The organism is Amycolatopsis thailandensis (genome assembly GCF_042723255.1).
Classification (GTDB): Bacteria; Actinomycetota; Actinomycetes; order Mycobacteriales; family Pseudonocardiaceae; genus Amycolatopsis; species Amycolatopsis thailandensis.
In genome coordinates this window covers 1-24881 of the sequence record NZ_JBHXJK010000055.1, presented here as the reverse complement: position 1 = coordinate 24881, position 24881 = coordinate 1, and the positions used below count along the sequence as shown (strand labels likewise).

Genomic DNA, 24881 nt, shown 5'->3' with positions numbered 1-24881 from the left:
CCGCCGGTATGGCCGTCGAGGTCGGATCGCAAGCCCCGGACTTCACGCTCAACGACTACAACAAGCAGGCCGTGAAGCTGTCGTCCTTCCAGGGCGAGAAGCCGGTCTTGCTGGTGTTCTACCCGTTCGCGTTCAGCGGTATCTGCACCGGCGAGCTGTGCCAGCTCCGCGACGAGTTCGCGGACTACGACGGCAACGGCGTGCAGGTCATCGGTGTGTCCGTGGACACCCCGTTCTCGCTCAAGGCGTGGGCCGAGCAGGAGGGCTACCAGTTCCCGCTGCTTTCGGACTTCTGGCCGCACGGTGAGGTCGCGAAGGCCTACGGCGTCTTCAACGAGGCGGCCGGTCTGGCCACCCGCGGCACCTTCCTGATCGACAAGGACGGCGTCGTGCGGTTCGCCGAGGTCAACCAGCCCGGCGAGGCGCGCGACCAGCAGGCGTGGAAGAAGGCCGTGGCCTCCCTGGCCTGAGTCTTCACCGGTGGCACCCGTGCGCGGGTGCCACCTCCCGGGCGCATAGCTCAGCGGGAGAGCACTCGGTTTACACCCGAGCGGTCGTAGGTTCGATCCCTACTGCGCCCACCGAAAACCCGGCGACAACCCCGCCCGAACGCGGCTACTTTCAGCCGCATGCACGACCTCACGTGGCGGCCGCTCACCCGCGAAGACGCGCAGGCGTCCGCGGACCTCCTCAACGCCATGGAGACCGTCGACGGGATCGGCGAGAACTACACGGCGGAGGACACCCTCCAGGAGCTGATCGACCCGTACGCGGATCTGGAGCGCGCGAGTCTCGCGGCCTTCGACGGCGACGTGATGGCCGGCTACATGAAGATCCGCTTCAAGCCGTCCGCGGAAGAGGTTCATCGGGTCTTCCTCGACGGCGGAGTCCACCCCGCGTATCGCCGCCGGGGCATCGGCGGCGCGCTCGTCGACGCGGGGGTGGCGGCGGCCGAGGTGGTGCACGCGCTGCATCACCCGGACTCGAAGCTCGTGGTGGACGTCAACCGGCCCGACCGGATCGCCGGGCTGGCCGAACTCGTCCGGTCCCGGGGGTTCGTGCCGGTGCGCTACTTCCAGCGGATGGAGCACTCGCTCGGCACCTCGGACGGTTCGGCGATCCCTGACGGATTCCGGGTCGAGCCGTGGTCGGAGCGGAACGACGAGGACTTCCGCGCTGTCCGGAACGAGGCGTACCGGGACTACTGGGGCGCGGTGCCGATGCCCGCCGATCTCTGGCGGAACAAGATCACCAACCAGACTTTCCGGCCCGAGGTCAGCTTCTTGCTCCGTGAGGAGGCGACGGGCGCCGCGGTGGGGATGCTGGTGACCATGTGGTGGGAGGCTGACACGGAGGCCACTGGAGTCCGTGACGCGCATTTCATGGTGATCGGGACGCTCCGGGAGTATCGGCGGCGGGGTGTCGCGGGCGGGCTGATGGGGCACGCGCTGCGGGCCGCCGTCGATCAGGGCTACGACCGCGCCAGCTTGAACGTGGACTCGGCGGACCCGTCCGGGGCGTACGGGGTCTTCGAGAAGGCCGGCTTCACGCCGACGACGCGGTTCGTGCGGTGGGCCCTGGAGGCCTGACGCGCTCCGCGTTCGCTCTGTCCCGTCGGTGCTTTCGCGTGACTGGGCGGACGACACGCGTGATCAGGCGGACGACACTTGTGATCAGACGGACGACACGTGTGACTGCAGGGACGACACTCAGAGAAGGCCGAGTCCCACCGTGTCGTCCGTCCAGTCACGCGTGTCGTCCGCTCAATCACGCGTGTCGTCCCACAGGTCACGCGAAACCGCCCGACCGCGGGTACCTGAGAGGCTCCTGGCCCTGACCCGAAGCGCCACTCACGACCCACCTGACCCACGACGACCCGCAAGCCGTCAAGCCCGTCGCAAGTAGTCGGCTGAACGCGGCCGAGACACGTGAAGGCCCCATTCCCGTGACTCGCGGGAATGGGGCCTTCACGTACCCCCAACACCTGTGGAACGTCTTCGTTTTGGCGGTCTGGTCTGCCCCCTCGGCAGGCCAGACCGCCGGTCGCGCGCCTCGCCGCGGGTGGCGAACTTTTCGGCTGCACAAGACAGGAGACGGCAGGGACTGCCCAGATACATCAAGATCGGCGGCCATTGGAGTGATACCGGGCCGCGAGGGGCGATCACGGAAAGCGATTACGCGCGGGTAAGCCTGTTCGCCAGGGTCGACATCGTGTAGGCCCCGATGCCCATGACGACTTCGAGAGCGTTCCGCTCGGTGAATCCGTGCCCGAAGAACGTTCGCAGCGTCTCGTCGTCCACGCCTCCGGCGGTTTCGAGCACCGCCAGGGTGAATTGCCGGACGGCTTCCAGTCGCTCGTCGGGAACTGCTCCCTGCGAGCGGAGGGCCGCGATGACGTCGTCGGTCGCGTGATGTCCCTTCAGCCTGCCGGTGTGGATCTCGACGCATACCTCGCAGCCGTTGCGCGTCGCCACGGTCATCACGACCGTCTCCCGCGCGAGCGGGTCGAGCGTGGTCTTCTCGAAGCTCGCGCTGAGCCTCAGGAACCCGTCGAGCAGTTCCGGTGACGACGCCTGCCGGGCGACGGCGGTGGGGAGGTGCCCGAACTTCCGGACGGTCGCCTCCATCAAGCGACGCGAGGCTTCGGGCGCGGTTTCGAGGGTGTGATCGGTGAACAAGGCGTGCCCCTTAAGATGGTCAACGTGGTTGACGAAAAGGTAAACCAGGTTGTCGAATCTGGCAAGCGGGTTCCGGACCCTCCCGGGTTCGAGTTGCCGCTGCTGCTGTTCGCGGGCTTCCGCTCGATCATCGACCGGCTGCACGCGGAGCTGGCTGAGCAGGGGCATCCCGACGTCCGCCCCGCGTACGGCTTCGCCATGCAGGCGATCGGCCTCGGCGGCGCGACGGCGAGCGAGATCGGGCGGCGGCTCGGGGTCAGCAAGCAGGCGGCGGGCAAGACCGTCGACAAGCTGGAGCAGCTCGGTTACGTCGAGCGCGCCGACGACCCGGCCGACGCGCGGCGCAAGGTCGTCCGGCTCACCGGCCGCGGGATCGACTCACTCCGCCGGTCCGCGGTGATCTTCGAGGAGCTGCGGAAGGACTGGGTCGGCGCGCTGGGCGCCGACAGGGTTCGCGCGCTCGAAACCGACCTTCGGGTGATGGCGCCGGCGGACGGCTTCCGCCTCGACGTCGCGGGCTGGTTCGGAGCCTAGAACGGGCAACCCGGGTTCGGCGCGTCTTGCGAGAGCGGTTTTCCGTGCGGCAGCACGTAAAGCACCTCCAGCACCACCGGCGTCGTCCCGAGGTTCCGTCCGATGTGGACGGTGTCGCTCGGCTCGGTGAAGACGGCGCCCTTCCGGTACAGGCCGTCGAGCCCGCAGTCGGCCGAGTTGTGCGTCAGCGTGCCGTTCTTGACGAACGCGTACAGCTTCCCGTCGTGGTAGTGCCAGCCGGTGTAGCCGCCGGGCTGGATGACGACCTCGCGCCGCACGTAGTCGGTGTCCCCGACGGTCTTCTGCCCGAAGATCGTCCCGGTCACCCCGGACCCGGGGGTCGCCTCCGCTGTCGCGGGGACGGCGAACGCGAGAGCGAGCGTGGCGAGCAGTGTGGTCACAGACCGCGGGCGCATCAGGAAACGGTACCGCGAATCAGGGGGCCCGAAGCGTCCGCCGCAGCATCTTTCCGCTCTCCGTCCGCGGCAGCCGCTCCCGGAAGTCGAAGCGGCGCGGTGTCTTGAACCCGGCGAGCTCCGCCCGGCAATGCTCTTCGAGCCGCTTCGCCAGGTCGGTGTCCCCGGCGACATCCTCGACCGGTTGAACGACGGCGACGACCCGTTGCCCCCATTCGGGATCCGGTTCGCCGATCACCGCGACGTCGGCGACGTCGGGATGGCTCAGCAGCCGCGCCTCGATCTCGGCCGGGTAGATGTTCACCCCGCCGGAGAGGATGAGATCCGTCCGCCGGTCGCACAGGAACACCCGGCCCTCGGTGTCGAGATAGCCGACGTCGCCCACGGTGACGAACTCCCCGGAACGCGCGGCCGCCGTCTTGCCCGGATCGTCGTGGTAGTCGAATTTCGTGTGCGCGGAACTGAAGTAGAGCGTCCCGGTCTCGCCCGCGGGGAGCTCCCGGCCGTCGTCGTCGAGGACCTTGACCCGCACGCCGTCGAGCGGCTCGCCGACGGTGCCCGGCTCGGCGAGCCAATCACGGGCGTGCACCGCCGAGATCAGGCCCTCGGACGCGCCGTAGTACTCGTGGACCACCGGTCCGAGCCAGGCGAGCATCCGCTCCTTCACCTCCCGGGGGCACGGCGCGGCGCCGTGGATCACCGAGATCAGGCTCGACAGGTTGTGGCGCGCGCGGACGTCCTCGGGCAGCCGCAGCATGCGGTGGAACATCGTCGGCACCAGATGCGTACTCGTCACGCGGTGCTTTTCCGTGAGCCGCAACGTTTCCCCGGCGTCGAACCGGTCCATCAGCACGAGCGTGTGCCCGAGATGCAGGATCGCGGTCGAGAACATGCCGGGCGCCGCGTGGTAGAGCGGGCAGGCGACGAGGTGCACGCCGTGCCCCGCCACGACGTCCAGGCGTTCGAGGACGTGCGCGTGGATGGGGTGCAGTGCGGGCGGCCGCCCGGACAGCGCGCGCCGGACACCTTTGGGGCGGCCGGTGGTCCCGGACGTGTAGAGCATCGTCTGACCGGCGGTCCGGTGCTCCGGCGTGGTGGTGGGCAGGTCCGTGCCCCAGGACGCGTAATCCGCCCAGCCCGGCGTCTCGCCGCGGGAAAACCGGTGCAGGCCTTCCAGTTCCGCGGTGCACGTGGCCGCGATGTCCGAGTCCGCGACGGCCACCTTGGCGCCGCTGTTGGCCGCGATGTACGCGATTTCGCCCGGCGAGGACCGGTGGTTGACCGGGGTGAAGTACATGCCCGCCTGCAGGGTCGCCAGCAGCAGCTCGTAATAGGCGAGTCCATTGTGGATGATCGCGACGACGCCGTCGCCCTCGCCGAGGCCGAGCGCCCGCAAGGCGTGGGTCAGCTGGTTCGCGCGCGCCGACAGTTCGCCGAAGGTGGTTTCCCGCCCGTCGACGTCGATCACCGCGACACGGCCGGGGTCCTGGGCCGCGACTTCGTAGAACGTACTCATTTCATCACCGATTCGGGCCGTCGCAGGGTTTCCAGATGCCGCCGGAGGACCGTTCGCATCAGCTCCGGCGGGGTCCGGCCCGTCGAGAGGGCGAGGCCGTCCAGCAGTGCGGCCAGCCGTTCGGTCTCGACGGCCAGGTCGAGGTCGTCGAGCAGGCCGCCCGCTTCGTTCGCGCCGTCGAGCACCCGCCGGACGAGCGCGCGGACCCCCTCGTACATGCGGGCGGCCTCCTCCGCGAGGTCCGGGCGGTTCCTCGCGGCGGCCGAGAACGCCAGCCAGACGTCGGTTTCGGCCCGCGTCTGCTCGGTGAGCGGAAGCAGTTCGCCGAGCAGGGCTTCGGTGATTTCCTGCCGTCGTGAACGTGGCGTCTTCGGATCGAGCAGATCGGGGAGGTGGCCGAGCAGTCTCGCTTCGAGCCGGTCGCCGAGCGCGCGCATGGCGAACACGATCAGTTCGTCGTGGCCGCGGAAGTAGTGCCGCACCGAACCGATCGCGAGACCGGCCTCTTCGGCCACGCTCCTGAGCGACGCCTGCGCGAGCCCGTCCCGCTGGATCACGCGGAAGACGGCCTCGGCTATCTCCAGGCGGCGGACGCCGGGGTCGACGATCTTGGGCATGTTGTCTTTATAGCACGGGCTTGCTATTTTATTTGGCACAGTCATGCTACAAAGGGGGAGTTCATGAGGACCTGGTTGCTGATCGCGCTGGTGGTCGCCGCGGTGGTCGTGATCGTCGTGCGCCGGCTGCGCGGGGAGCCGCTGGTCGCCCGCGATGTGTTCGGGGCGCCGGTGATCCTGCTCGCGATCGGGGTCTACGGCCTGGCCAAGCTGGAGATCTTCACCTTCACGGACGGCCTCTGGCTCGTGCTGGGCTCCGCGGTCGGCTGCGGGCTCGGCGCGGTGCGTGCCACCACCACGAAGCTGTTCGAGCGCGAAGGTGTGCTCTGGCTGCGCTACACCGGCTGGACGTTCGGCGTGTGGGTGCTCTCGCTGCTGGTGAACTTCGGGATCGGATTCCTGGCCACCACGGCCGGGGTACATCCCGACGCGCGGCCGGTGACGTTGTCGATCGGCGTCAGCCTGCTGGGGGAGGCACTGGTGATCGGCAAACGCGCGAAGACGACGGGGCTGCCGTTCGCCCCGCCGTCCGAGTCGCTGCTTTCGCGCCGTTAAGCCAGTTTCCCGACTTCGCCGACGAGGAGGTCGATGTCGTCCTCGGTGTTGAAGTAGTGCACCGAGGACCGGACCAGCGACGGCAGTCCGCGGTCGGAGAAGTCGAACTGGGCGGACGTCGCCTCCGTGACGCTGACGTTGATCTTCGCCGCCGCCAGGCGCTGTTTCACCTCCTGCGAGGGCGTTTTCGTCACGCTGAACGTGACGATCCCGCACTGCCGGGTGCCCTGGTCGTGCACCTGGACGCCGGGGATCTCGCGGAGCGCGTCGCGCAGCTTCGCCGCGAGCGCGGCGACACGGGCCTCGATGGCGGGCATGCCCCATTCGAGGGCGTAGTCGATCGCCGCGCCGAGACCGTGCAAGGCGGCGTGATCGCGTTCCCAGACCTCGAACATCTTCGCCGTCGAGTCGACTTCGTAGGTTTCGGGCGCGGTCCACACCGCCGAGTGGAGGTCGAGCATCGCGGGCTCGACGCGCTCGCGTAGCCGCGGGTGCGCGTACAGGAACCCGGTGCCGCGCGGCCCGCGCAGGTACTTGCGGCCGGTCACGCTGAGCGCGTCGCAGTTCAGGCGCGCGACGTCGAGGTCGAGCTGGCCGGCGCTCTGGCACGCGTCCAGCAGGAACGGGATCCCGGCCGCCCGCGCGACCGCGCCGATCTCCTCGGCGGGGTTCACCAGCCCGCCCTGGGTCGGCACGTGGGAGACGGCGATCAGCTTGACGTCGCCGTCGACGCGGCGCTTGAGGTCCTCGACGTCCAGCTGCCCGGACTCGTCGTTGTCGACCACCTCGACGACGGCGCCGGTGCGCTTCGCGATCTGGAGAAAGGAGATGACATTGCTTGCGTACTCGGACTTCGCCGTCAGGATCCGGTCTCCCGCGGCGAACGGAAGCGCGTAGAAGACCGCCTGCCAGGACCTGGTCGCGTTGTCGGTCAGCGCGATGTCGCCGGGTTCGGCTCCGACGAGCCGGGCGGCCGAGGCGTAGACGCCGTTCATCCGCTCCGCGGTCGCCGCGGCCTGCTCGTATCCGCCGATCAAGGCCTCCTCGCGAAGGTAGTCCACGACGGTGTCGGTGACCCGCGAGGGCGGCAGGGACGATCCGGCGTTGTTGAGGTGGACCACTTCCGCGCAGCCCGGCGTCTCGACCCGAGCGCGGTTCACATCGAAGTCCGTCATGCCTAACTGAATACAGTACGTCCGAAGTGCATGCAATACTGTCCGCATGACGAGGAACCTGCTCCGGCGCGACCTCGCGGAGGAGATCACCGCCCGCGTGCTCGACGGCCGGATCGCCGCGGACAGCCGGATCAACGAGGTGCACCTCGCCCGCGAACTGGGCGTCAGCCGGACACCGTTGCGCGAGGCGCTGATCGGGTTGGCCGATCGCGGCCTGCTCGTCTCGGCGCCGAACCGGGGTTTCCTCGTGCCGCCGTTCGATCCGGAGGAGGCGCGGCAGCTGTACCCGCTCGTCGCGGAGCTGGAATCGCTCGCGTTGCGCTGGAGCTCGCCGCAGGACCTCGCCGGCCTCACCGGCGGCCTGGACCGGATCACCGCCGAGATGACCGCGGAACTCGATCGGCAGGGTGATCTGTCCACTTTGGACGACCGCTGGCACGCGCTGCTGGTCTCGCGCTGCACGAATCCGCATCTGCTGCGCCTGATCGAGCAGACGAAACCGCTGCTGAAGCGCTATGACGCCCGCTATTTCGGTGGCATCGAACGCTCACGGGAGAGTATCGATGAACACCTCCGGATCGCCGAGGCGATCCGCGTCTCCGACCTCGCGGCGGCCGTGGAGCTGCTCGCGCGGAACTGGGTGAAAACGTTGGCATATCTGGACGACATGGGGTGACACGATGTTCGTGACTGCACATCTGAGCGACAACCATCTCGACGGCGGGGAACGCGCCGACGAACGCACCGAACGGGTCATGCGGTACCTGGGCAGTCTGGCGACACCGGTCGACGCGATCCTGGTGACGGGCGACATCGCCGACCACGGCACGCTCGAGGAGTACCGGCGCGCGGCCGAACTGTTCAAGACCGACGTCCCGCTCTTCACCTGCCCCGGCAACCACGACAAACGCGGCCCGTTCCGTGAAGGGCTGCTCGGCCAGGCACCGGACGACGGGCCGGTCAACGTGGCGCACACCGTCGGCGACGTCACCTTCGTCATGGCCGACTCCAGCATTCCCGGCAAGCCGGACGGGCAGTTCGACGACGAGACCATGGCCTGGCTGGACGGCGTGCTGGCCGACGGCGACGGCCCCGCCTTCATCGCCTTCCACCACCCGCCGGTCGCGCTCGGCCTGCCGTTGGTGGACGCGATGCGCCAGTACGGCGAAGACAGGCTTGCCGAGGTGCTCGCCCGCCACCCGCGAGTGGTGGCCCTGCTCTGCGGGCATGTGCACGCCTCGGCGTCGACGACGTTCGCGGGTGTGCCGCTGCGGTCGGCGCCCTCGGTGGGATCGAGCATCCTGCTTCCGTGGGAGGAGAACGGTCTCCGGCCGTGGGGTGAAGGCGGGCCGATCGACTACGACCTGCCGCCGTCGCTGCTGTTCCACGTGCTGCACGACGACGGCAGGCTGACCACTCACCAGCGAGTGGTCCCGGCTTAGCCCGCGAACACCGGCAGCGTGATCCGGGACGGGTGCGCGGGGTCGTGGAAGATCTCGAACCGCGCGGGTTTCCCGTCCACCGCGCTGAAAACCGGTTCGCCGGTGCCGTGGTTGCGGGCGAAGCGCGGGAACGCTCCGCCCGCGACCTGCAGCCGCAGGCGATGCCCGCGCCGGAACCGGTAGGCGGTCGGGTCGAGCCGGACCTCGGCCGCGACCACACCGTCCACATCGGACCCGGGACTGCCGGGGCGCAGGCGGAGGATGCCGTCGGTGACGTTGCGGGAGACCCCGCGGCCGTCGACGTCGCACAGCCGGACGTAGACGTCGCCGTGCCCGAGGTCGGTCCGGACGTGCACCAGCGCGGAGATCTCGCCGATGACGTCGAGGTCGCGCTTCAGCCTGTCGCCGGTGAAGAGCAGCACGTCGCGGCGCACTTCGACGTCCTTGTTGTCCTGCTGTTTCTGCACACCCGAAAGCAGGGGACCGCCGACGGCAGGCGTCGGGTCGGCCGGGTCGAAGGTGAACGTGCCCGGCTTCGACTCGACGGGCTCGGCGGTGGAAAGCCCGCCGGGACGCAGGAAGTACGGGGTCGTGTCGGACTTCGGCGGCCAGCTTTCGAAGTCCAGCCACCGCCCTGATCCTTGGAGGTACAGGCGTACGGGCGCTTGCCTCAGCGGCGCGCGATCGCCGAGCAGATGCGCGGAGAGAAAGCCGATCTGGTCGGTGATCAGGGTTTTCAGGCTGGCGGGCTCGCCGTGCGCCCACGGGCCGATGGTGATCCGCGGCTCGCGACCGGCGGCCGCGAGCTCCTTGAAATCACGCAGCTGGGCGGCGATGAACAGGTCGTACCAGCCGGTCACCATGCTCACCGGCGTGGTCAGCCCGGCGACTTCGACGCTGTGATCCGCCGGCGCCCAGAAGTCGTCGCCCGGTTCGGCGTGCTCGGAGACGTCCTGCAGGAACCGTACCTGCTTGCCGATGGCCTCGACGTCGGCGCCGGAAACCGGCAGATGTGCCATGGCCCGCCGGGTCTTCTTCGTCTGCCAGGGATTCGGCAGGCCCGCGAACCGGCCCTCCTGGCGGCCGATCAACGACGACCACGAAACCATGTTGTCGACCGCGAGGATCCCGCCGGGATAGAAGGCCGAGGTGAACTCCGACGCGGTGACGCCGAGACAGATCGCTTCGAGCGGCTCGTCGAGGTACGGCGCGACGGCCCATTGCGTGTGGCCGAGGTAGCTCGCGCCCGCCATCGCGACCCGCCCGTCGCACCACGGCTGCTCGCGCAGCCAGGCGACGGTCGCGAGGCCGTCTTCCTTCTCCAGATGGAACGGCCGGAACTCGCCACCGGAGCCGAAGGTCCCGCGCGTGCTTTGGAGGACCACCTGGAGCCCGTGCCGGGCGAACGTCTCGCCGAAGATCTTGCCCATCACGCCCTTGCGGCCGTACGGCGTGCGGATCAGCACCACCGGCCGCGGCTCGTCGCCGGGGACGGCGTAGCGGTCCGCGAGCAGCCGGACGCCGTCGGGCATCGGGACGGGGATCGCCTTGGTCACCGAGGGGGCGGGCCCTTCGGCCGCGGGAAGGCCGAGGTACCGGTCGAGAAGTCGGTCGAGCACGCTGGGGCCGCCTTTCGTGCGGAGGATCACCTTCCGCTTACGACCGTACCCGCGTCGGCGGCCTGAGGGAGTCCCGTACGTGTCATGAGGGGTCCCCTTCGGACGAAAATTGTCCCAAGGGGACCCCTCATGACACCGGGCGCGGGGCAGACCGCCCGGTACCGCCCCGCTGGTCTCAGGAAAGCCGCGCGAGCGTCTCCGGCTTCAGCAGCTTCGCCAGCTCTTCGGCGGGAAGAAGGCCCTTCTCGACGACGAGCTCCGCCACACCGCGCCCGGTCTCCAGCGCCTCCTTGGCGATCTCGGTCGCCGCCGCGTAGCCGATGCTCGGATTGAGCGCGGTCACCAACCCGATCGAGTTCTCGACGTAGCCCCGCATCACGTCGGCGTTCGCGGTGATCCCGGAGACGCACCGTTCCGCCAGCACGAGGCAGGCCGACCGCAGATGCGTGATGCTCTCCGAAAGCGAGTGCAGGATCAGCGGCTCGAACGCGTTGAGCTGCAGCTGGCCCGCTTCGGCCGCCATCGTCACCGCGACGTCGTTGCCGATGACCTCGAACGCGACCTGGTTGACCACCTCGGGGATCACCGGGTTGATCTTGCCGGGCATGATCGACGACCCCGCCTGCACCGGCGGCAGGTTGATCTCGTTGAGCCCCGCCCGGGGGCCGGACGAAAGCAGCCGCAGATCGTTGCAGCTCTTCGAGAGTTTCACCGCGATCCGCTTGAGCACACCGGAAAGGTGCACGAAAGCGCCGCAGTCCTGCGTCGCCTCGACGAGGTCGGCGGCGGTCACGACGGGCAGCCCGGTGATCTCGCGCAGGTGCGCGACGGCGGCTTCGGCGTATCCGGGCGCGGCGTTGAGGCCGGTACCGATCGCGGTCGCGCCGAGGTTGATCTCGTGCAGCAGCGTCACCGCCTCGGTGAGCCGTAGCCGGTCTTCGCCGAGCATGACCGCGTAGGTGCCGAACTCCTGTCCCAGCGTCATCGGGACGGCGTCCTGCAACTGCGTGCGGCCCATCTTCAGCAGGTCGTGGAACTCGACGGCCTTGGCCGCGAACGCCTGCTCCAGCACGACCATCGCCTCGGCGAGTTCCCGGACGGCGATGATCGTGGCGACGTTGACCGCGGTCGGGTAGGCGTCGTTGGTCGACTGCCCGAGGTTCACGTGCTCGTTCGGGTGCACACGGGCGTAGTCGCCCTTCTCGTGCCCGAGCAGTTCGAGCGCGCGGTTCGCGATCACCTCGTTGGCGTTCATGTTCGTCGAGGTGCCCGCGCCGCCCTGGATGACGTCGACGACGAACTGGTCGTGCAGCGCGCCTTCCCGGATCTCGCGGCACGCCCGGCGGATCGCGCCGGCGACGTCCGGTTCCAGCAGGCCGAGGTCGGCGTTGGCGCTCGCGGCCGCCTCCTTGACCGACGCGAGCGCCTCGATCAGATGCGGGTACGCGGAGATCGCGGTGCCGGTGATGGGGAAGTTCTCCCTGGCGCGGGCGGTGTGCACACCCCAGTAGGCGTCGGCCGGGACTTCCTTGTCTCCCAGCAGATCGTGTTCCACGCGGTGCATCTGTCGCTCCTCAGGCGGCGAGGTGATGGTCGGCGAGCGCGCCGGTCACGCGCAGACCGGGGAACGGCTCCAGGACGTCTTGTTCGACGCCGCACAGCGCGAGCGCGGCGGCGAGCACCGGCTTCCGCGCGCGGTCACCGCCGTCGGCGATCTTGATCGCGATGGCCGTCCCGTCCGGCAAAGCGGCGACCTGGACGGCTTCGAAACCGTCCTTGGCGATCAGCCCGGGCACCGCGCGCATGAGCGCGGTGACGTCGCGACGGGTGCCGGCGACCAGTTCCGGATGCTTCCGGATCCCTTCGGCGACAAGGCTTTCCGGAGTGCCGGTGGAAGCCGCGGCGATCTTGCCGACGGCCCTGGCGAGTCCGCGCAGCGAGACCGCGAACAGGGGAGCGCCGCAGCCGTCGACGGCGACCTTCGGGATCCGCTGCCCGGTCAGCTCCTCGACGCACTCCGCGATCGCGCGCTGCAAGGGGTGCCCCGGATCCAGGTAGTCCTTTGTGGACCAGCCGTGCAGGCGGCAGGTCGCGAGCATCGCGGCGTGCTTGCCGGAACAGTTGTGCGCCAGTCTCGAAGCCGGCCGCCCCGCGACGATCCAGGCGTCGCGCTCGACGGGGTCGAACGGCAGGTCTTCCGGCGTTCGCAGGTCTTCCGCGGTGAGCCCGGCGCCGTCGAGCGTCCTGAGCGCCTCGGCGAGGTGGATCTCCTCGCCCGAGTGGCTGGCCGCGCCGACGGCGAATCCGGCGGGGCTCAGCTCGACGCCTAGTCGCGCCATCGCCGTGGCCTGCAAGGGTTTCGCCGCCGAACGCGGGTAGAACGCCGCCTCGATGTCACCGGCGGAGAACAGCACCCGGCCGTCCGGGGCGAGCACCACGGCCGAACCGTGGTGCACCCCCTCGACCATTCCGTCGCGAAGGAGGTGCACCAGCGGTTCGTGGGCGGGAACGCGGATCTCGGGGATCACAGCTTCGTCTTTTCGAAGACGTCCATGTTGATCCGCTTGCGGACCCCGAACCAGCCCGCCACCAGCGCGAGCCCGATGACGGGCAGGCAGTACAGGGTGATCCGGCCGACCTCGTCGAAGCCCATCAGCACCACGACGGCGACGAGGAAGACCAGCGTCGCGATCTCGGTGTAGGGAGAGAACGGCAGACGGTAGGACGGGCGCTCGACCTCGCCGAGTTTGGCCTTGCGCACGAACAGCAGATGCGAAAGGACGATGATCGCCCAGGTGCCGAGGATGCCGACGGCGGCGAAGTTCAGCACGATCTCGAAGGCCTGGCTCGGCACGACGGCGTTCAGGCCGACACCGACCACGCAGACCGCGGAGGTGAGCAGGATCCCGCCGTAGGGCACGTGGTTCTTGTTCATCACGCCGGTGAACTTCGGCGCGGACCCGGCCAGCGACATCGACCGCAGGATGCGGCCGGTGGAGTAGAGCCCCGAGTTCAGGCTGGACAGCGCCGCCGTCAGCACCACCAGGTTCATCACGTTGCCCGCCTGCGGCACACCGACATGCGAAAGCACGGTGACGAACGGGCTCTCGCTCTTCGAGTAGGAGCTCCACGGCATGAGCATCGCCAGCAGGACGACCGAACCGACGTAGAAGATCCCGATACGCCACATGATCGAGTTGATCGCCTTCGGCATGATCTTGCGCGGGTTCTCCGTCTCGCCGGCGGCGACGCCGACCAGTTCGACCGAGGCGTAGGCGAACACGACGCCCTGGATGATCAGCACCATCGGGAGCACACCCGCCGGGAAGATCCCGCCGTGGTCGGAGAGCAGCGAGAAGCCCGGGACCTGGCCGTCGATCGGCTGCTGGGTCACCAGCAGCCAGATTCCGATCCCCATGAAGGTCACCAGCGCGGCGACCTTGATGATGGCGAACCAGAACTCCATCTCGCCGAACAGTTTCACCGAGACCATGTTCAGCGCCAGCACCACGGCGAGCGCGATCAGCGCCAGCACCCACTGCGGGATCGGCGTGAAGAACGACCAGAAATGCGCGTACAGCGCGATCGCGGTGATGTCCGCGATACCGGTCGTCGACCAGTTCAGGAAGTGCATCCAGCCCGCGACGAACGCGCCCTTCTCTCCCATGAACTCCCGGGCGTAGGAAACGAAGGCGCCGGAGGAGGGGCGGTACAGGATGAGTTCGCCGAGCGAACGCACCACGAAGAACGCGAAAAGGCCGCAGACCGCGTAAACGATCGCCAGCGCCGGGCCGGCTTGCGCGAGCCGTCCGCCCGCGCCGAGGAACAGGCCGGTGCCGATGGCGCCGCCGATCGCGATCATGTTGACGTGGCGGGGCTTCAACGCCTTGTCGTAGCCGGCATCACCGGCGTCGGCCGGCACCGGCGCGGTTTTGCCGTCCGCGCTGAGGGTCTGTTCGGTCACGGTGTCAGTCGTCCTTGTTCTGGTGCGTCGTGTGGCTTGGCCGCACGATGGTGGTAAGCGCGTTCTCGACGTGCTCGAGATGGGAGGTCATCGCCGCGATGGCGTCCGCTTCGGACCCGGAGGCGATGGCGGTGACGATCTCACGGTGCTCGGTGTTCGAGCGGGTCCGACGGTCCCCCAATTGGTTGAGAAAGGAGGACTGTCTGGCCAGCGCGTCCCGGATCTCTTCGATGACCTTGCCGAACACCGGGTTGCCCGAGGCCTGGGCGATGGTGATGTGGAACAGCGAGTCCAGCGCCACCCACGCGGTGTTGTCGGTTTCGAGGTCCATCCGCTCGACGAGGTGACCGAGCAGATCGAGGTCGTCGGTGCTGCGGCGCACGGCGGCGTAGCCGGCGACGGGGATCTCGACGTGGCGCCGGACCTCGAAAAGGTCGCGGGCCGAGTAGGTCCCGAAGGTGGGGTTCTCGACCGGCCCGGTGGCGGTCACGAAGGTCCCTTTGCCCGTTTTGGACACGGTGAGCCCGAGCGCTTGCAATCCGCGCAGCGCTTCGCGGACGACCGAACGGCTGACCTCGAACTCCTTGCCGAGCGCGGACTCCGACGGCAGCTTCTGGCCGACGGGGTACTCGCCGCGCTCGATGGCACCGCGGAGGTGGGCCAGAACGGCCTCCATCGCGCTGACGCGTCGTGGACCACCGTGTCCGGCTGTCTGGCTGTCAGACAGGTTCATGAGACGAGATCGTGCGGTCGGGCCAACGCTTTGTCAAGCGATCGGCCGAGGGCGCCGATCCACGCTGCGAGGTCCGCGTCGACGCGGTAATCGGCTGAGAATTCGAACCCGTGCTGGGTGCTTTCGTGGACGGGGAGTTCCGTGCTGACACCGGATTCCCGTGCGGAGGTGGCCAGTGTCACAACGTCGGTCAGATGGTCGTGAGTGGCGATTCGGGGTTGGAGCGGACCGGTATTTGGCTACCGACTGGGTTCGTGTCGGTCTGTCCGCCGGGTAGGTGCGACGGGGGAGGATTTCGGACGTTGAACGTCCGGTTTCTTCCCCGCTCGGCGGTCGCTGAATCGGCACCTTCGGACCGGTATGCGCTGGCCCTCCACGCTCGGATCAGGCAACGACCTGGCTTGCCGGAGGATCCCGGCTCAGCTGCTGCCGGGCCCAGTAGGTAGGCAAATACCGGTCCGCCAGAACCCGAATCGCCACTCACGACCACCCCGGTCCACTCGGCGCCGTCTCGCTTCTCCAAGTACATGAAGGACCCCTTCACCGCGCCTAGCGCAATGAAGGACCCCTTCATGTACTTGGGGAGTGACCTTCACCCGAGTCCGCTGTGACGGCTGGTGCGTCTGGGGCGGACGTGGCGACACGGACCGGACCCGAGATCGACCGCGGCCAAACCCCAGTAGGTGCCGAAGACACCCTCGGCGCTAACTCGAAGCGCCGCCCACGTCAGACCCGCTTGAGCGCGATCACCGGGAACGGCCTGCTGGTCTTCGACTGGTGCTCGGCCAGCCGAGGGAACGCCTTCGCCTGCTTCGCGAACAGACGGTCCCTCGCCGCTCCAGAGACCTCGACAGCGTGGGCGGTGAAGGCCTCTCCGTCCGCTTCGACGTCGACAGACGGCTCCGCGACCAGGTTGCGGTACCAGTCCGGATGTCCCGGAGCGCCGCCGTTCGCGGCGAACACGATGTAGCGGTCGTCGTCGGCCAGGAACAGCATCGGCGTCACGTGCCGTCGTCCGGTGCGGGCGCCGGTGGTGGTGAGCAGCAACGTCGGGAGACCGTCGCCGTGGCGGCCGTTCGCGCGGAACTCCGCGATCACTCGTTCGTTCATGGCCTGCAGGTCGATCATCAACTCTCCGGGCGGTTCGGTGATCTTGGCGGCTGGTCAGTCTGCCCATCCGCGCCCAGGTCGGCAAGCATTTTTCGATCATGGCTGCTCACAGCGCCGAAACTGTCGGTGCCGCTGGCGATACTGATCCCGTGTCCCCCGTCAGCCGCGGCCGCAAGCCCGCCAAAAGACCGAAGAACCAGCGCTCCCACCGGCCGCGTCCGCCCTTGGACGTGACCAGGGTGGAGCGCTGGCCGAAGCTGCTCCACGGACCAGTCGAGCTGTCGGACTGTGTCGTCCAAGGCCAGGTGGATCAGGACCTGGTGGTCCTGGCCGCCACGCTGACCGCCGGCAAACGCTCGGTGGGAGTCGGGGTCGTGGTCAACGATCGCGAGGTCGACGTTATCGAGCTCCATCCCGATCCCGAGGACGCCCTGGCGGTTCTCCGCAACGGCTTCGAGGTCACCGAGGCGCCGCTGACCCCCGAAGAGTTCCGGAGCCAGGTCGAAACGGCGCTGATCGCCAGGGCGGATCATGACGCCTGGTTCCGGGAGAAGGTCCCCAAGCTCTCGGAGCTGGGGACCGATCCGAGGCCTGAGCTGCCCGAGCGCGCGGCCCAGCTGCGCCGATGGCTCGGCTTGCCCGGCTACGAACCGTTGCCCCGCTTGTCGTCGGCCGATCCGCTGCCGCTCGTCCTGCCCTCGCCCGCGCCGGTCACCGGACTCTGGCTGGCGGTCGCCCTGTCCGAGCCGGACGAGGCGATCTGGCGACGGCTCGAAGTCAGCTCCGACGTCACCCTCGCCGGACTGCACCGGATCCTCGCGGCCGCGTTCGACCGTGACGAACGGCAGGATCACCGGTTCGAGACCGCGTACGGAGGCTTCAGCGTCGATGCGTGGAGCGGTGAGGGCGACAGGCCGGACGACGAAGCGACCCTCGGCCAGGTCGTCACCTCGCCCGGCCACCGGCTCGTCTACGAGGCGGAGGGCTGGCGGCACTGGATCCGGGTGGAGAAGCTGGTCGGCCCGCCTCGCACGGCGAGTTGTCTCGACGGGGAGCGCGCCGCCCCGCCACCGGAATGTGACGACCTGAGCGGTTACGAGATGTTGCTGGAAGCCCTGCGTGATCCGGACGACGAAGAGAACGAGGAACTGATCGAAGAGCTCGGCGGCCACGGCTTCGATCCGGAGTGGTTCGACAAGGAGGTGGTCGACGGACGGCTGGCCCGGCTGAGCTGACCCGGCGAGCCCGGCCTCGCTGCCCCGTTCGGGTGGCGACGGTTCCGGCGAGCCAACTGGATTTGATCTTGCTCGGCTAGCAGACTCGGCACTGGCCGAGGACCGCGTCCCCCCGCGAGTTGCTGATGATCATGAGAAGCCTAGGGTGGGAGGACCGGCCCGCGTCAAGCAGCCAGGGATCCGTCTGCCTAGGGGAGGTTTTCGCTGGTGTCGAACGATTCCTTCGTCCACCTGCATGTGCACACCGAGTACTCGATGCTCGACGGTGCGGCGAAGATCGCCCCCTTGTTCAAGGAGGCGGCGCGCCTGGGCATGCCCGCGGTCGGCATGACCGACCACGGGAACATGTACGGCGCGGACGAGTTCTACCAGCAGGCGGTCAAGCACGAGCTCAAGCCGATCATCGGCATCGAGGCCTACATCGCGCCGGAGAGCCGCTTCCACAAGAAGCCGGTCTTCTGGGGGCAGGCCAACCAGCGTGGCTCGGACGAGTTCGGTGAGGGCGGTGACGTCTCCGGTAGCGGTTCGTACACCCACATGACGATGCTCGCCGAGAACTCCACCGGCCTGCGCAACCTGTTCAAGCTCTCCTCGCTCGCGAGCATGCAGGGGTACTACCGCAAGCCCCGGATGGACCGCGAGCTGATCGCGGAGAACCACCAGGGCATCATCGCGACCACCGGCTGCCCGTCCGGCGAGGTCCAGACCCGGCTGCGGCTGGGACAGCGCACCGAAGCGATCCAGGCCGCTTCGGACTACAAAGACATCTTCGGCGGCGACAACTTCTTCCTCGAACTGATGGACCACGGCCTGCCGATCGAGCGGTCGGTCCGCGAGGGCCTGCTCGAGATCGGCAAGCTGCTCGACCTCAGGCCGCTGGCCACCAACGACTCGCACTACGTCACCAAGGACCAGGCCGACACCCACTCCGCGCTGCTGTGCGTGCAGGCGGGCAAGACGCTGAACGACCCGAACCGGTTCAAGTTCGACGGTGACGGCTACTACCTGAAGTCGGCCGCCGACATGCGCGAGTACTGGGACAAGGAAGTCCCCGGCGCCGCCGACTCGACGCTGCTGATCGCCGAGCGCGTCGAGTCCTACAAGGACGTCTACACGCACAAGGACCGGCTGCCGTTCTTCGAGGTCCCCGACGGCTACGACCAGGGCACCTGGCTGCGGGAAGAGGTCGCGCGCGGTCTCAAGTGGCGGTATCCGGAGGGCGTCCCGGACGAGTACTACAACGAGCGCATCGAGATCGAGCTCGACGTCATCATCGGGAAGGGCTTCCCCGCCTACTTCCTCATCGTCGCCGACCTCATCAACTACGCCCGCAAGGTCGGCATCCGTGTCGGTCCCGGCCGTGGTTCCGCCGCCGGTTCGCTGGTCGCGTACGTCCTCGGTATCACCAACCTGGACCCGATCCCGCAGAAGCTGCTGTTCGAGCGGTTCCTGAACCCCGAGCGTGTCTCGATGCCCGATATCGACATCGACTTCGACGACCGCCGTCGCGGCGAGATGATCCGGTACGCCACCGACAAGTACGGCGTCGACAAGGTCGCGCAGGTCATCACCTTCGGCACCATTAAGACCAAGGCGGCCATCAAGGACTCCGCGCGGGTCCACTTCGGCCAGCCGGGGTACGCGATCGCGGACCGGATCTCCAAGGCCCTGCCGCCGCCGATCATGGCGAAGGACATCCCGCTTTCGGGCATCGTCGACTCGAAGCACGAGCGGTACGGCGAGGCCGCCGAGGTCCGCGCGCTCGTCGAGACCGACGAAGAGTGCAAGACGATCTTCGAGACCGCCCGCGGCCTCGAAGGGCTGATCCGCAACGCGGGCGTCCACGCCTGCGCGGTCATCATGTCCTGCGACCCGCTGACCGACGCCATCCCGCTGTGGCAGCGCGACGACGGCTCGATCATCACCGGCTGGGACTACCCGTCGTGCGAGAACATCGGCCTGCTGAAGATGGACTTCCTGGGCCTGCGGAACCTCACCGTCATCGGTGACGCGATCGACAACATCAAGAGCAACCGCGGGGTCGACATCGACCTCGACACCCTCGGCGTCGAAGACCCGGAGACGTACAAGCTGCTCTCCCGCGGTGACACGCTCGGCGTGTTCCAGCTGGACGGCGGCCCCATGCGTGACCTGCTCCGCCGGATGCAGCCGACGGTGTTCGACGACATCGTGGCGGTGGGCGCGCTGTACCGCCCCGGCCCGATGGGCATGAACGCGCACAACGACTACGCCGACCGCAAGAACAACCGGCAAAAAGTCAAACCGATCCACCCGGAACTCGAAGAGCCCCTGAAGGAGATCCTGGCCGACACCTACGGCCTGATCGTCTATCAGGAGCAGATCATGCACATCGGCCAGAAGGTGGCCGGGTACTCGATGGGCCGCGCGGACGTGCTCCGCCGCGCCATGGGCAAGAAGAAGGCGGAAGTCCTCGAGAAGGAGTTCGTCGGCTTCGAAGAGGGCATGAAGTCGAGCGACCTGCTCGAAGGCGGCTTCTCCTCCGAGTCGATCAAGGCGCTCTGGGACACGATCCTCCCGTTCGCCGGCTACGCGTTCAACAAGAGCCACGCGGCCGCGTACGGCCTGATCTCCTATTGGACCGCGTACCTCAAGGCGAACTTCACGCCGGAGTACATGGCCGCGCTGCTCACCTCGGTCGGTGACAACAAGGACAAGTCCGCGGTCTACCTCTCGGAATGCCGCCGTCTCGGGATCAAGGTGCTCCCGCCGGACGTCAACGAGTCGGCGCTGAGGTTCGCGGCCGTCGGGGAGGACATCCGCTTCGGCATGGGCGCCGTCCGCAACGTGGGCGCGAACGTCGTCGAGTCGATCATCAAGACCCGCGCGGAGAAGGGGAAGTACTCCTCCTTCACCGACTTCCTCGACAAGTCCGAACTGGTGGCCTGCAACAAGCGGGTCATCGAATCGCTGATCAAGGCGGGCGGATTCGACTCGCTCGGCAACTCCCGGCTTTCGATGATCCAGGTGCACGAGGACGCGGTCGAGGCCGTCGTCCCGCTCAAGCGCCAAGAGGCGATGGGCCAGTTCGACCTCTTCGGCTTCGGCGGGGACGACGACGCGGAGGCCGCCGTGTCCTCTTCGCCGCTCGCGCATCTGAAGTTCGGCGAAGAGGAGTACCCGCGCAAGCAGCTCCTCGCCTACGAGCGGGAGATGCTCGGCCTCTACGTCTCGGCGCACCCGCTGGACGGCGCCGAACGCATCCTGCGCAAACACGCGCCGAGGCCGATCGCGGCGATCATCGCCGACCCGCCCAAGGAAGGCGAGCTGATCATCTCCGGGTTGATCACCTCGCTGGAACGCCGGGTCAACAAGAAGGGCGAGCCCTGGGCGATCTGCACCGTCGAGGACATGGACGCCTCACTGGAGGTCCTGTACTTCCCGAAGTCCTACGCGATGTTCTCCGCGGACCTCATCGAGGACAACGCCGTCCTGGTCAAGGGCCGGGTGAACTGGCGCGAAGACAAGATGTCCATCTTCGGCGGCGGGCTCGTGCCGCTCGACCTGTCCGAGGTCGGCAACGGCGACGACGACCTGCCGCTGGTCCTGCTGGCCGCCGCGGAGAAGATCGACCAGTCGGTGGTCAGCGAACTGAAACAGACCCTGCTGGCGCACAAGGGTGAGACCCCGGTGCACCTCAAGCTGGTCGGCAAGAACCAGACGGTCTTCGCGCTGTACGACTATCCGGTCAAGGTGACGTCGATGCTGATCGGTGAGCTCAAGGGCATCCCCGGGATCGCCGCCAGCACCTGATGAGCACCTACGAACCCGACCCCCGGCGCTGGAAGGCGCTCGCCGTCTCCCTCGCCGCCGGGTTCATGGGCCTGCTCGACGTCAGCATCGTCAACACGGCGCTGCCCTCGATCCAGAAGGACCTCGGCGCGTCGAGCGGCGGGATCCAGTGGGTCGTTTCCGGCTACGCGCTGGCCTTCGGGCTGGTGCTGGTGACCGGTGGCAGACTCGGTGACGCGCTCGGCCGCCGCCGCATGTTCCTGTTCGCGCTCGCCGCGTTCGTGCTGACCAGCGCGTTCGCCGGCGCGGCGCCGGACGAGACGACACTGGTCGTCGCGCGGCTCCTGCAAGGTGTGGCGTCGGGGATGATGACGCCGCAGAACAGCGGGATGATCCAGGACCTGTTCCGCGGCGCGGAACGAGGCCGCGCGTTCGGCATGTTCGGCGCCACCGTCGGGATCTCGACCGCCGTCGGGCCGGTGCTCGGCGGCGTGATCCTCGCCGTCTTCGGTGACCCGGAAGGCTGGCGCTGGGTCTTCTACGTCAACGTGCCCATCGGGATCCTGGCGTTCACCCTGGCCTTGAGATGGCTCCCGAAAGCGGAGAAGCCGGCGAGGAGCCTGCGGGGCGAGATCGACTTCGTCGGCATCATGCTGCTGGGTGTCGCCGTGCTCGGCGTCCTGCTCCCGCTGATCGAATCCGAACAGGGCGGGCTGAGCGGCCTGTGGTGGCTCTTCATCGTCGCGGTGGTCTTCGGCTTCGCGTTCGTGCGCTGGGAACGCTCGATGGTCCGGCGCGGCCGTCCGCCGCTGCTGGACACCCGACTGTTCACCGGCACCCCCGGCTACGCCACGGGTGCCGCCGTCGGTGCCCTTTACTTCAGCGGATTCACCGGCATGTGGCTGGTCTTCGCCATCTTCTTCCAGCAGGGCCTCGGCTATACGCCACTGCAATCCGGGCTCGCCGTCACCTCCTTCGCCCTCGGCTCGGCCGTTTCGGCGGCGATCGCGGGACGGCTGGTGTCGAAGTGGGGCCGCAAGCTCACCGTCACCGGGCTGGTCATGGTGATCACCGGGATGGTCACGGTCGCCGTCCTCGCCGGTCAGGATCCCGGTGCCGCGGCGGGCTGGTGGTTCGCGCTGCCGTTGCTCGTCGCCGGCGTCGGTGGCGGAATGGTCATCTCACCCAACACCACACTGACCCTGGAATGCGTCCCGACCTCGATGGCGGGGGTGGCCGGGGGAGCGCTGCAGACCGGGCAGCGCATCGGCACCGCGATCGGCACGGTCGTGCTGGCCTCGGTCTTCCACGCGGTACTGGGCGCGAACGGTGGTTACTCGTCGGCGCTGACCGCGGCGATGCTGTGCGCCGCGGGCTTGACGTGCTCGGCGCTCTTACTCGCCGTGATCGAGCTCCGCGCGCGCCGGAAGCGGCGTTCGCTCACTGATCGGGAAGACGCCGCCAGGGCTGCCGCCGACAGTCAACGCGGCTGAGTCATCCGTGCGTACCGATGACTACGTTCGGCAAGACTCGATGCTCCATCCGAGTGACTGAGGCTGTCATCCCCTGGTGCTACTCAGAGCAACCGGGTAGACCTTACGGAGCCTTCACTGCTGTGTCATGGCTACCGACAGTGGTATTTCTGTCGATCGATCGGGGATGGATCGATCGGCGAAGCGATCGTGGCGAGTCCGGAGTTCTCAGGAATGGACACCCACGGTCACGAACCGGTGGACAGCCGTCGGCGTCCGCGGGGGACCGTTCGGCGGCAGCCGGCTCACCACCACTGACGAGCCGAGTCCCGGTGAGGCATTCGCGCGGGTGGGTCCGTGCGGGGTCGCCTGGGGAGGTGCACCCGGTCCGGACCCACCCGCCGCGCGTTTCTCCGAGTGTGTGAACCGCCTCCGGCTGCGAAGATCTTCGCGAGTCCGAGAGTGCGAGGAGCGGTGATGGCGGAGAGTTCTGGGCGGAATCGGCTGCGGGTCTGGTACCGGCCGATGACGATGCGCGATTCCGGTGAGGGACATCGGGTCGCGACCCCGTTGGAGCTGCTGTTCGACCTGTGTTTCGTGGTCGCCGTCGCGCAGGCCGCCGCCGGTCTGCACCACGCGATCGCCGAGAACCACATCGGGCACGGGGTGCTCAGCTTCGGGATGGTGTTCTTCGCGATCTGGTGGGGCTGGCTGAACTTCAGCTGGTTCGCGTCGTCGTTCGACACCGACGACGTCCTGTACCGGGTGGTCACCCTCGTGCAGATCGCCGGCGGGCTGACCGTCGCCGCCGGTGTCTCGTCCGCCTTCGAAGGCGACTTCAGGATCATGGTCGCCGGCTACGTCCTGATGCGCCTCGCGATGGTCGTCCAATGGCTGCGTGCCGCCAGGACCGATCCGCAGTGCCGCCCGGCCGCACTCCGGTACGCCGTCGGCATCACGATCGTCCAGATCCTGTGGATCGTGCGGCTCGGCCTGCCGGACTCGCTGGGACTGCCGTCGTTCTTCGTGCTCCTGGTGGCCGAACTCGCGGTCCCGGTGATCGCCGAACGCAAACGCTGGACCGGCTGGCACCCGCATCACATCGCCGAGCGATACGGCCTGTTCACCATCATCGTGCTGGGTGAATCGATCCTCGGCGCGACCACCGCGGTCAAGGAAGGGCTGGACGAGGGCGAGCACACCGGCAGCCTGATCTCGCTCGCCGCCGCGGGGCTCGTGCTGGTCTTCTCCCTGTGGTGGTTGTACTTCGACCAGCCGGGCCACGTCCGGCTGGAGAAGGCGAAAAGCCTGTTCACCGTCGCGAGCTGGGGCTACGGGCACTACCTGATCTTCGCGTCGGCGGCCGCGCTCGGCGCCGGCCTCGAAGTCGCGGTCGACTACGACACCCACACCGGTCACGTCGCTTCGCTGCCCGCCGCCATGGCGACGACCGTGCCCGTCGCGATCTACCTGCTGAGCGTCTGGCTGATGCACATCGGCCCCACCAACGAATGCCGTCCGATCGCGATCGGCTTCCCGGTGACCGCGGTGCTCGTGCTCGCCGCGTCGTTCACGCCCGCGCCCATCCACATCACCGCCGGACTCGCCGCGGCGCTCGTCGTGCTGACGGTGGTCGCCACGCACGGAGAGCCGGTTCTGGGGGAGACAGCGCCCGAGGGGTAGATCGACGCAGGTCAGAGCGTCGGCGCGAAAAAAGGGACCCCCCTGTAAACGCCGGTTTCGGGCCGTGTAATGTTCTCTTCGTCGCCAGGGAAACCGAGCGGCCGCCGGGAACACGAACCAAGCTCCCACCGGATGGTGGTAGAGTGGGTGGTCCCGAACCGGAGAGGTAACTCTACCCCCGCTGAAACGGCAGTTTCGAGCAGGTGCTAGGGTGTGCTCCGGACAAAAGCCAAGAAATAACTGCTTCAGATAAGGCCGTGTAGCTGCGGTGCGATCTGGGGTGTGTTGCTTGAGAACTCAACAGTGTGCTAGTGAACTAAGCCAGTAGAGCTTATGTATATGTAACCTCGTTTTGAGGTTC

Annotated in this window: 21 protein-coding genes and 1 tRNA gene; 11 read left to right on the top strand and 11 right to left on the bottom strand. The window is 68.1% G+C overall.

Annotated elements, in window-relative coordinates:
- Positions 1 to 8 precede the first annotated feature (8 nt).
- The 3 genes from ACFWMR_RS22470 (at position 9) to ACFWMR_RS22460 (ending at position 1589) form a co-directional block, all read left to right on the top strand.
- Positions 9 to 470, top strand: a complete 462-nt coding sequence (locus ACFWMR_RS22470; protein ID WP_093934731.1) for a peroxiredoxin — start codon at positions 9 to 11, stop codon at positions 468 to 470.
- Positions 471 to 509: 39 nt separating this feature from the next.
- Positions 510 to 581, top strand: a tRNA-Val gene (locus ACFWMR_RS22465).
- A 48-nt stretch (positions 582 to 629) separates the two neighbouring features.
- Entirely contained in the window at positions 630 to 1589 is a 960-nt protein-coding gene (locus ACFWMR_RS22460) for a GNAT family N-acetyltransferase (protein WP_378379748.1), read from the top strand.
- Between the two features lie 585 nt (positions 1590 to 2174).
- Here the strand turns inward: ACFWMR_RS22460 and ACFWMR_RS22455 are convergent.
- Positions 2175 to 2678, bottom strand: coding sequence for a carboxymuconolactone decarboxylase family protein (locus ACFWMR_RS22455; RefSeq protein ID WP_378379747.1), 504 nt, complete (start codon positions 2676 to 2678; stop codon positions 2175 to 2177).
- A 15-nt stretch (positions 2679 to 2693) separates the two neighbouring features.
- On the opposite strand from ACFWMR_RS22455, the gene ACFWMR_RS22450 reads away from it, so the two are divergent.
- Positions 2694 to 3212, top strand: a complete 519-nt coding sequence (locus ACFWMR_RS22450) for a MarR family winged helix-turn-helix transcriptional regulator (RefSeq protein WP_378379746.1) — start codon at positions 2694 to 2696, stop codon at positions 3210 to 3212.
- Here the strand turns inward: ACFWMR_RS22450 and ACFWMR_RS22445 are convergent.
- From ACFWMR_RS22445 to ACFWMR_RS22435, 3 genes are read right to left on the bottom strand one after another with little or no spacing between them, the layout of a single operon-like run.
- Positions 3209 to 3628, bottom strand: a complete 420-nt coding sequence (locus tag ACFWMR_RS22445) for a cupin domain-containing protein (RefSeq protein ID WP_378379745.1) — start codon at positions 3626 to 3628, stop codon at positions 3209 to 3211. The two genes, ACFWMR_RS22450 and ACFWMR_RS22445, sit on opposite strands and share 4 nt — an antisense overlap.
- Positions 3629 to 3647: 19 nt before the next feature.
- The gene (locus tag ACFWMR_RS22440; RefSeq protein ID WP_378379744.1) at positions 3648 to 5144 is read right to left on the bottom strand and encodes an AMP-binding protein; all 1497 of its coding nucleotides are present in this window, start codon (positions 5142 to 5144) and stop codon (positions 3648 to 3650) included.
- Positions 5141 to 5761: a TetR/AcrR family transcriptional regulator gene (locus ACFWMR_RS22435; protein ID WP_378379743.1), complete on the bottom strand. Its 621-nt coding sequence runs from the start codon at positions 5759 to 5761 to the stop codon at positions 5141 to 5143. Before ACFWMR_RS22435 ends, ACFWMR_RS22440 begins: the two co-directional genes overlap by 4 nt.
- Positions 5762 to 5824: 63 nt before the next feature.
- Here ACFWMR_RS22435 and ACFWMR_RS22430 point away from each other — a divergent pair, with 63 nt between their 5' ends.
- Positions 5825 to 6316, top strand: a complete 492-nt coding sequence (locus ACFWMR_RS22430) for a DUF1453 domain-containing protein (protein WP_093934724.1) — start codon at positions 5825 to 5827, stop codon at positions 6314 to 6316.
- Here the strand turns inward: ACFWMR_RS22430 and ACFWMR_RS22425 are convergent.
- A complete protein-coding gene (locus ACFWMR_RS22425; protein ID WP_378379742.1) occupies positions 6313 to 7491 on the bottom strand; it encodes an aminotransferase class V-fold PLP-dependent enzyme in 1179 nt (392 codons plus the stop codon). The two genes, ACFWMR_RS22430 and ACFWMR_RS22425, sit on opposite strands and share 4 nt — an antisense overlap.
- Positions 7492 to 7537: 46 nt before the next feature.
- Between ACFWMR_RS22425 and ACFWMR_RS22420 the strand changes: the two genes are divergently transcribed.
- Positions 7538 to 8167 (top strand): GntR family transcriptional regulator, encoded by a 630-nt coding sequence (locus ACFWMR_RS22420; protein WP_093934722.1) that lies wholly within the window; start codon positions 7538 to 7540, stop codon positions 8165 to 8167.
- Positions 8168 to 8171: 4 nt separating this feature from the next.
- Positions 8172 to 8933 carry a metallophosphoesterase gene (locus ACFWMR_RS22415; RefSeq protein ID WP_378379741.1) on the top strand — a complete coding sequence of 254 codons (762 nt, stop codon included), beginning with the start codon at positions 8172 to 8174 and terminating at the stop codon, positions 8931 to 8933.
- Here ACFWMR_RS22415 and ACFWMR_RS22410 read toward each other — a convergent pair.
- The 6 genes from ACFWMR_RS22410 to ACFWMR_RS22385 form a co-directional block, all read right to left on the bottom strand.
- Positions 8930 to 10552, bottom strand: coding sequence for a CocE/NonD family hydrolase (locus tag ACFWMR_RS22410; protein ID WP_378379740.1), 1623 nt, complete (start codon positions 10550 to 10552; stop codon positions 8930 to 8932). The genes ACFWMR_RS22415 and ACFWMR_RS22410 overlap by 4 nt on opposite strands.
- Before the next feature lie 175 nt (positions 10553 to 10727).
- Positions 10728 to 12116, bottom strand: a complete 1389-nt coding sequence (aspA, locus tag ACFWMR_RS22405; RefSeq protein WP_378379739.1) for an aspartate ammonia-lyase — start codon at positions 12114 to 12116, stop codon at positions 10728 to 10730.
- Between the two features lie 10 nt (positions 12117 to 12126).
- On the bottom strand, positions 12127 to 13080 hold the full coding sequence (locus ACFWMR_RS22400) for an asparaginase (protein ID WP_378379738.1): 954 nt from the start codon (positions 13078 to 13080) through the stop codon (positions 12127 to 12129).
- Positions 13077 to 14516 (bottom strand): amino acid permease, encoded by a 1440-nt coding sequence (locus tag ACFWMR_RS22395; protein WP_378379737.1) that lies wholly within the window; start codon positions 14514 to 14516, stop codon positions 13077 to 13079. The genes ACFWMR_RS22400 and ACFWMR_RS22395 overlap by 4 nt, the downstream gene beginning before the upstream one ends.
- A gap of 4 nt (positions 14517 to 14520) precedes the next feature.
- Positions 14521 to 15192, bottom strand: coding sequence for a FadR/GntR family transcriptional regulator (locus tag ACFWMR_RS22390; protein ID WP_093934717.1), 672 nt, complete (start codon positions 15190 to 15192; stop codon positions 14521 to 14523).
- A gap of 783 nt (positions 15193 to 15975) precedes the next feature.
- Entirely contained in the window at positions 15976 to 16377 is a 402-nt protein-coding gene (locus tag ACFWMR_RS22385) for a nitroreductase/quinone reductase family protein (protein WP_093934715.1), read from the bottom strand.
- A gap of 131 nt (positions 16378 to 16508) precedes the next feature.
- On the opposite strand from ACFWMR_RS22385, the gene ACFWMR_RS22380 reads away from it, so the two are divergent.
- The 4 genes from ACFWMR_RS22380 (at position 16509) to ACFWMR_RS22365 (ending at position 24520) form a co-directional block, all read left to right on the top strand.
- Entirely contained in the window at positions 16509 to 17594 is a 1086-nt protein-coding gene (locus ACFWMR_RS22380; RefSeq protein WP_378379736.1) for a plasmid pRiA4b ORF-3 family protein, read from the top strand.
- Between the two features lie 207 nt (positions 17595 to 17801).
- On the top strand, positions 17802 to 21386 hold the full coding sequence (gene dnaE / locus ACFWMR_RS22375; protein ID WP_378379735.1) for a DNA polymerase III subunit alpha: 3585 nt from the start codon (positions 17802 to 17804) through the stop codon (positions 21384 to 21386).
- A complete protein-coding gene (locus ACFWMR_RS22370) occupies positions 21386 to 22858 on the top strand; it encodes an MFS transporter (protein ID WP_378379734.1) in 1473 nt (490 codons plus the stop codon). The genes dnaE and ACFWMR_RS22370 overlap by 1 nt, the downstream gene beginning before the upstream one ends.
- Positions 22859 to 23314: 456 nt before the next feature.
- Positions 23315 to 24520 carry a low temperature requirement protein A gene (locus ACFWMR_RS22365; protein WP_378379733.1) on the top strand — a complete coding sequence of 402 codons (1206 nt, stop codon included), beginning with the start codon at positions 23315 to 23317 and terminating at the stop codon, positions 24518 to 24520.
- Positions 24521 to 24881 lie beyond the last annotated feature (361 nt).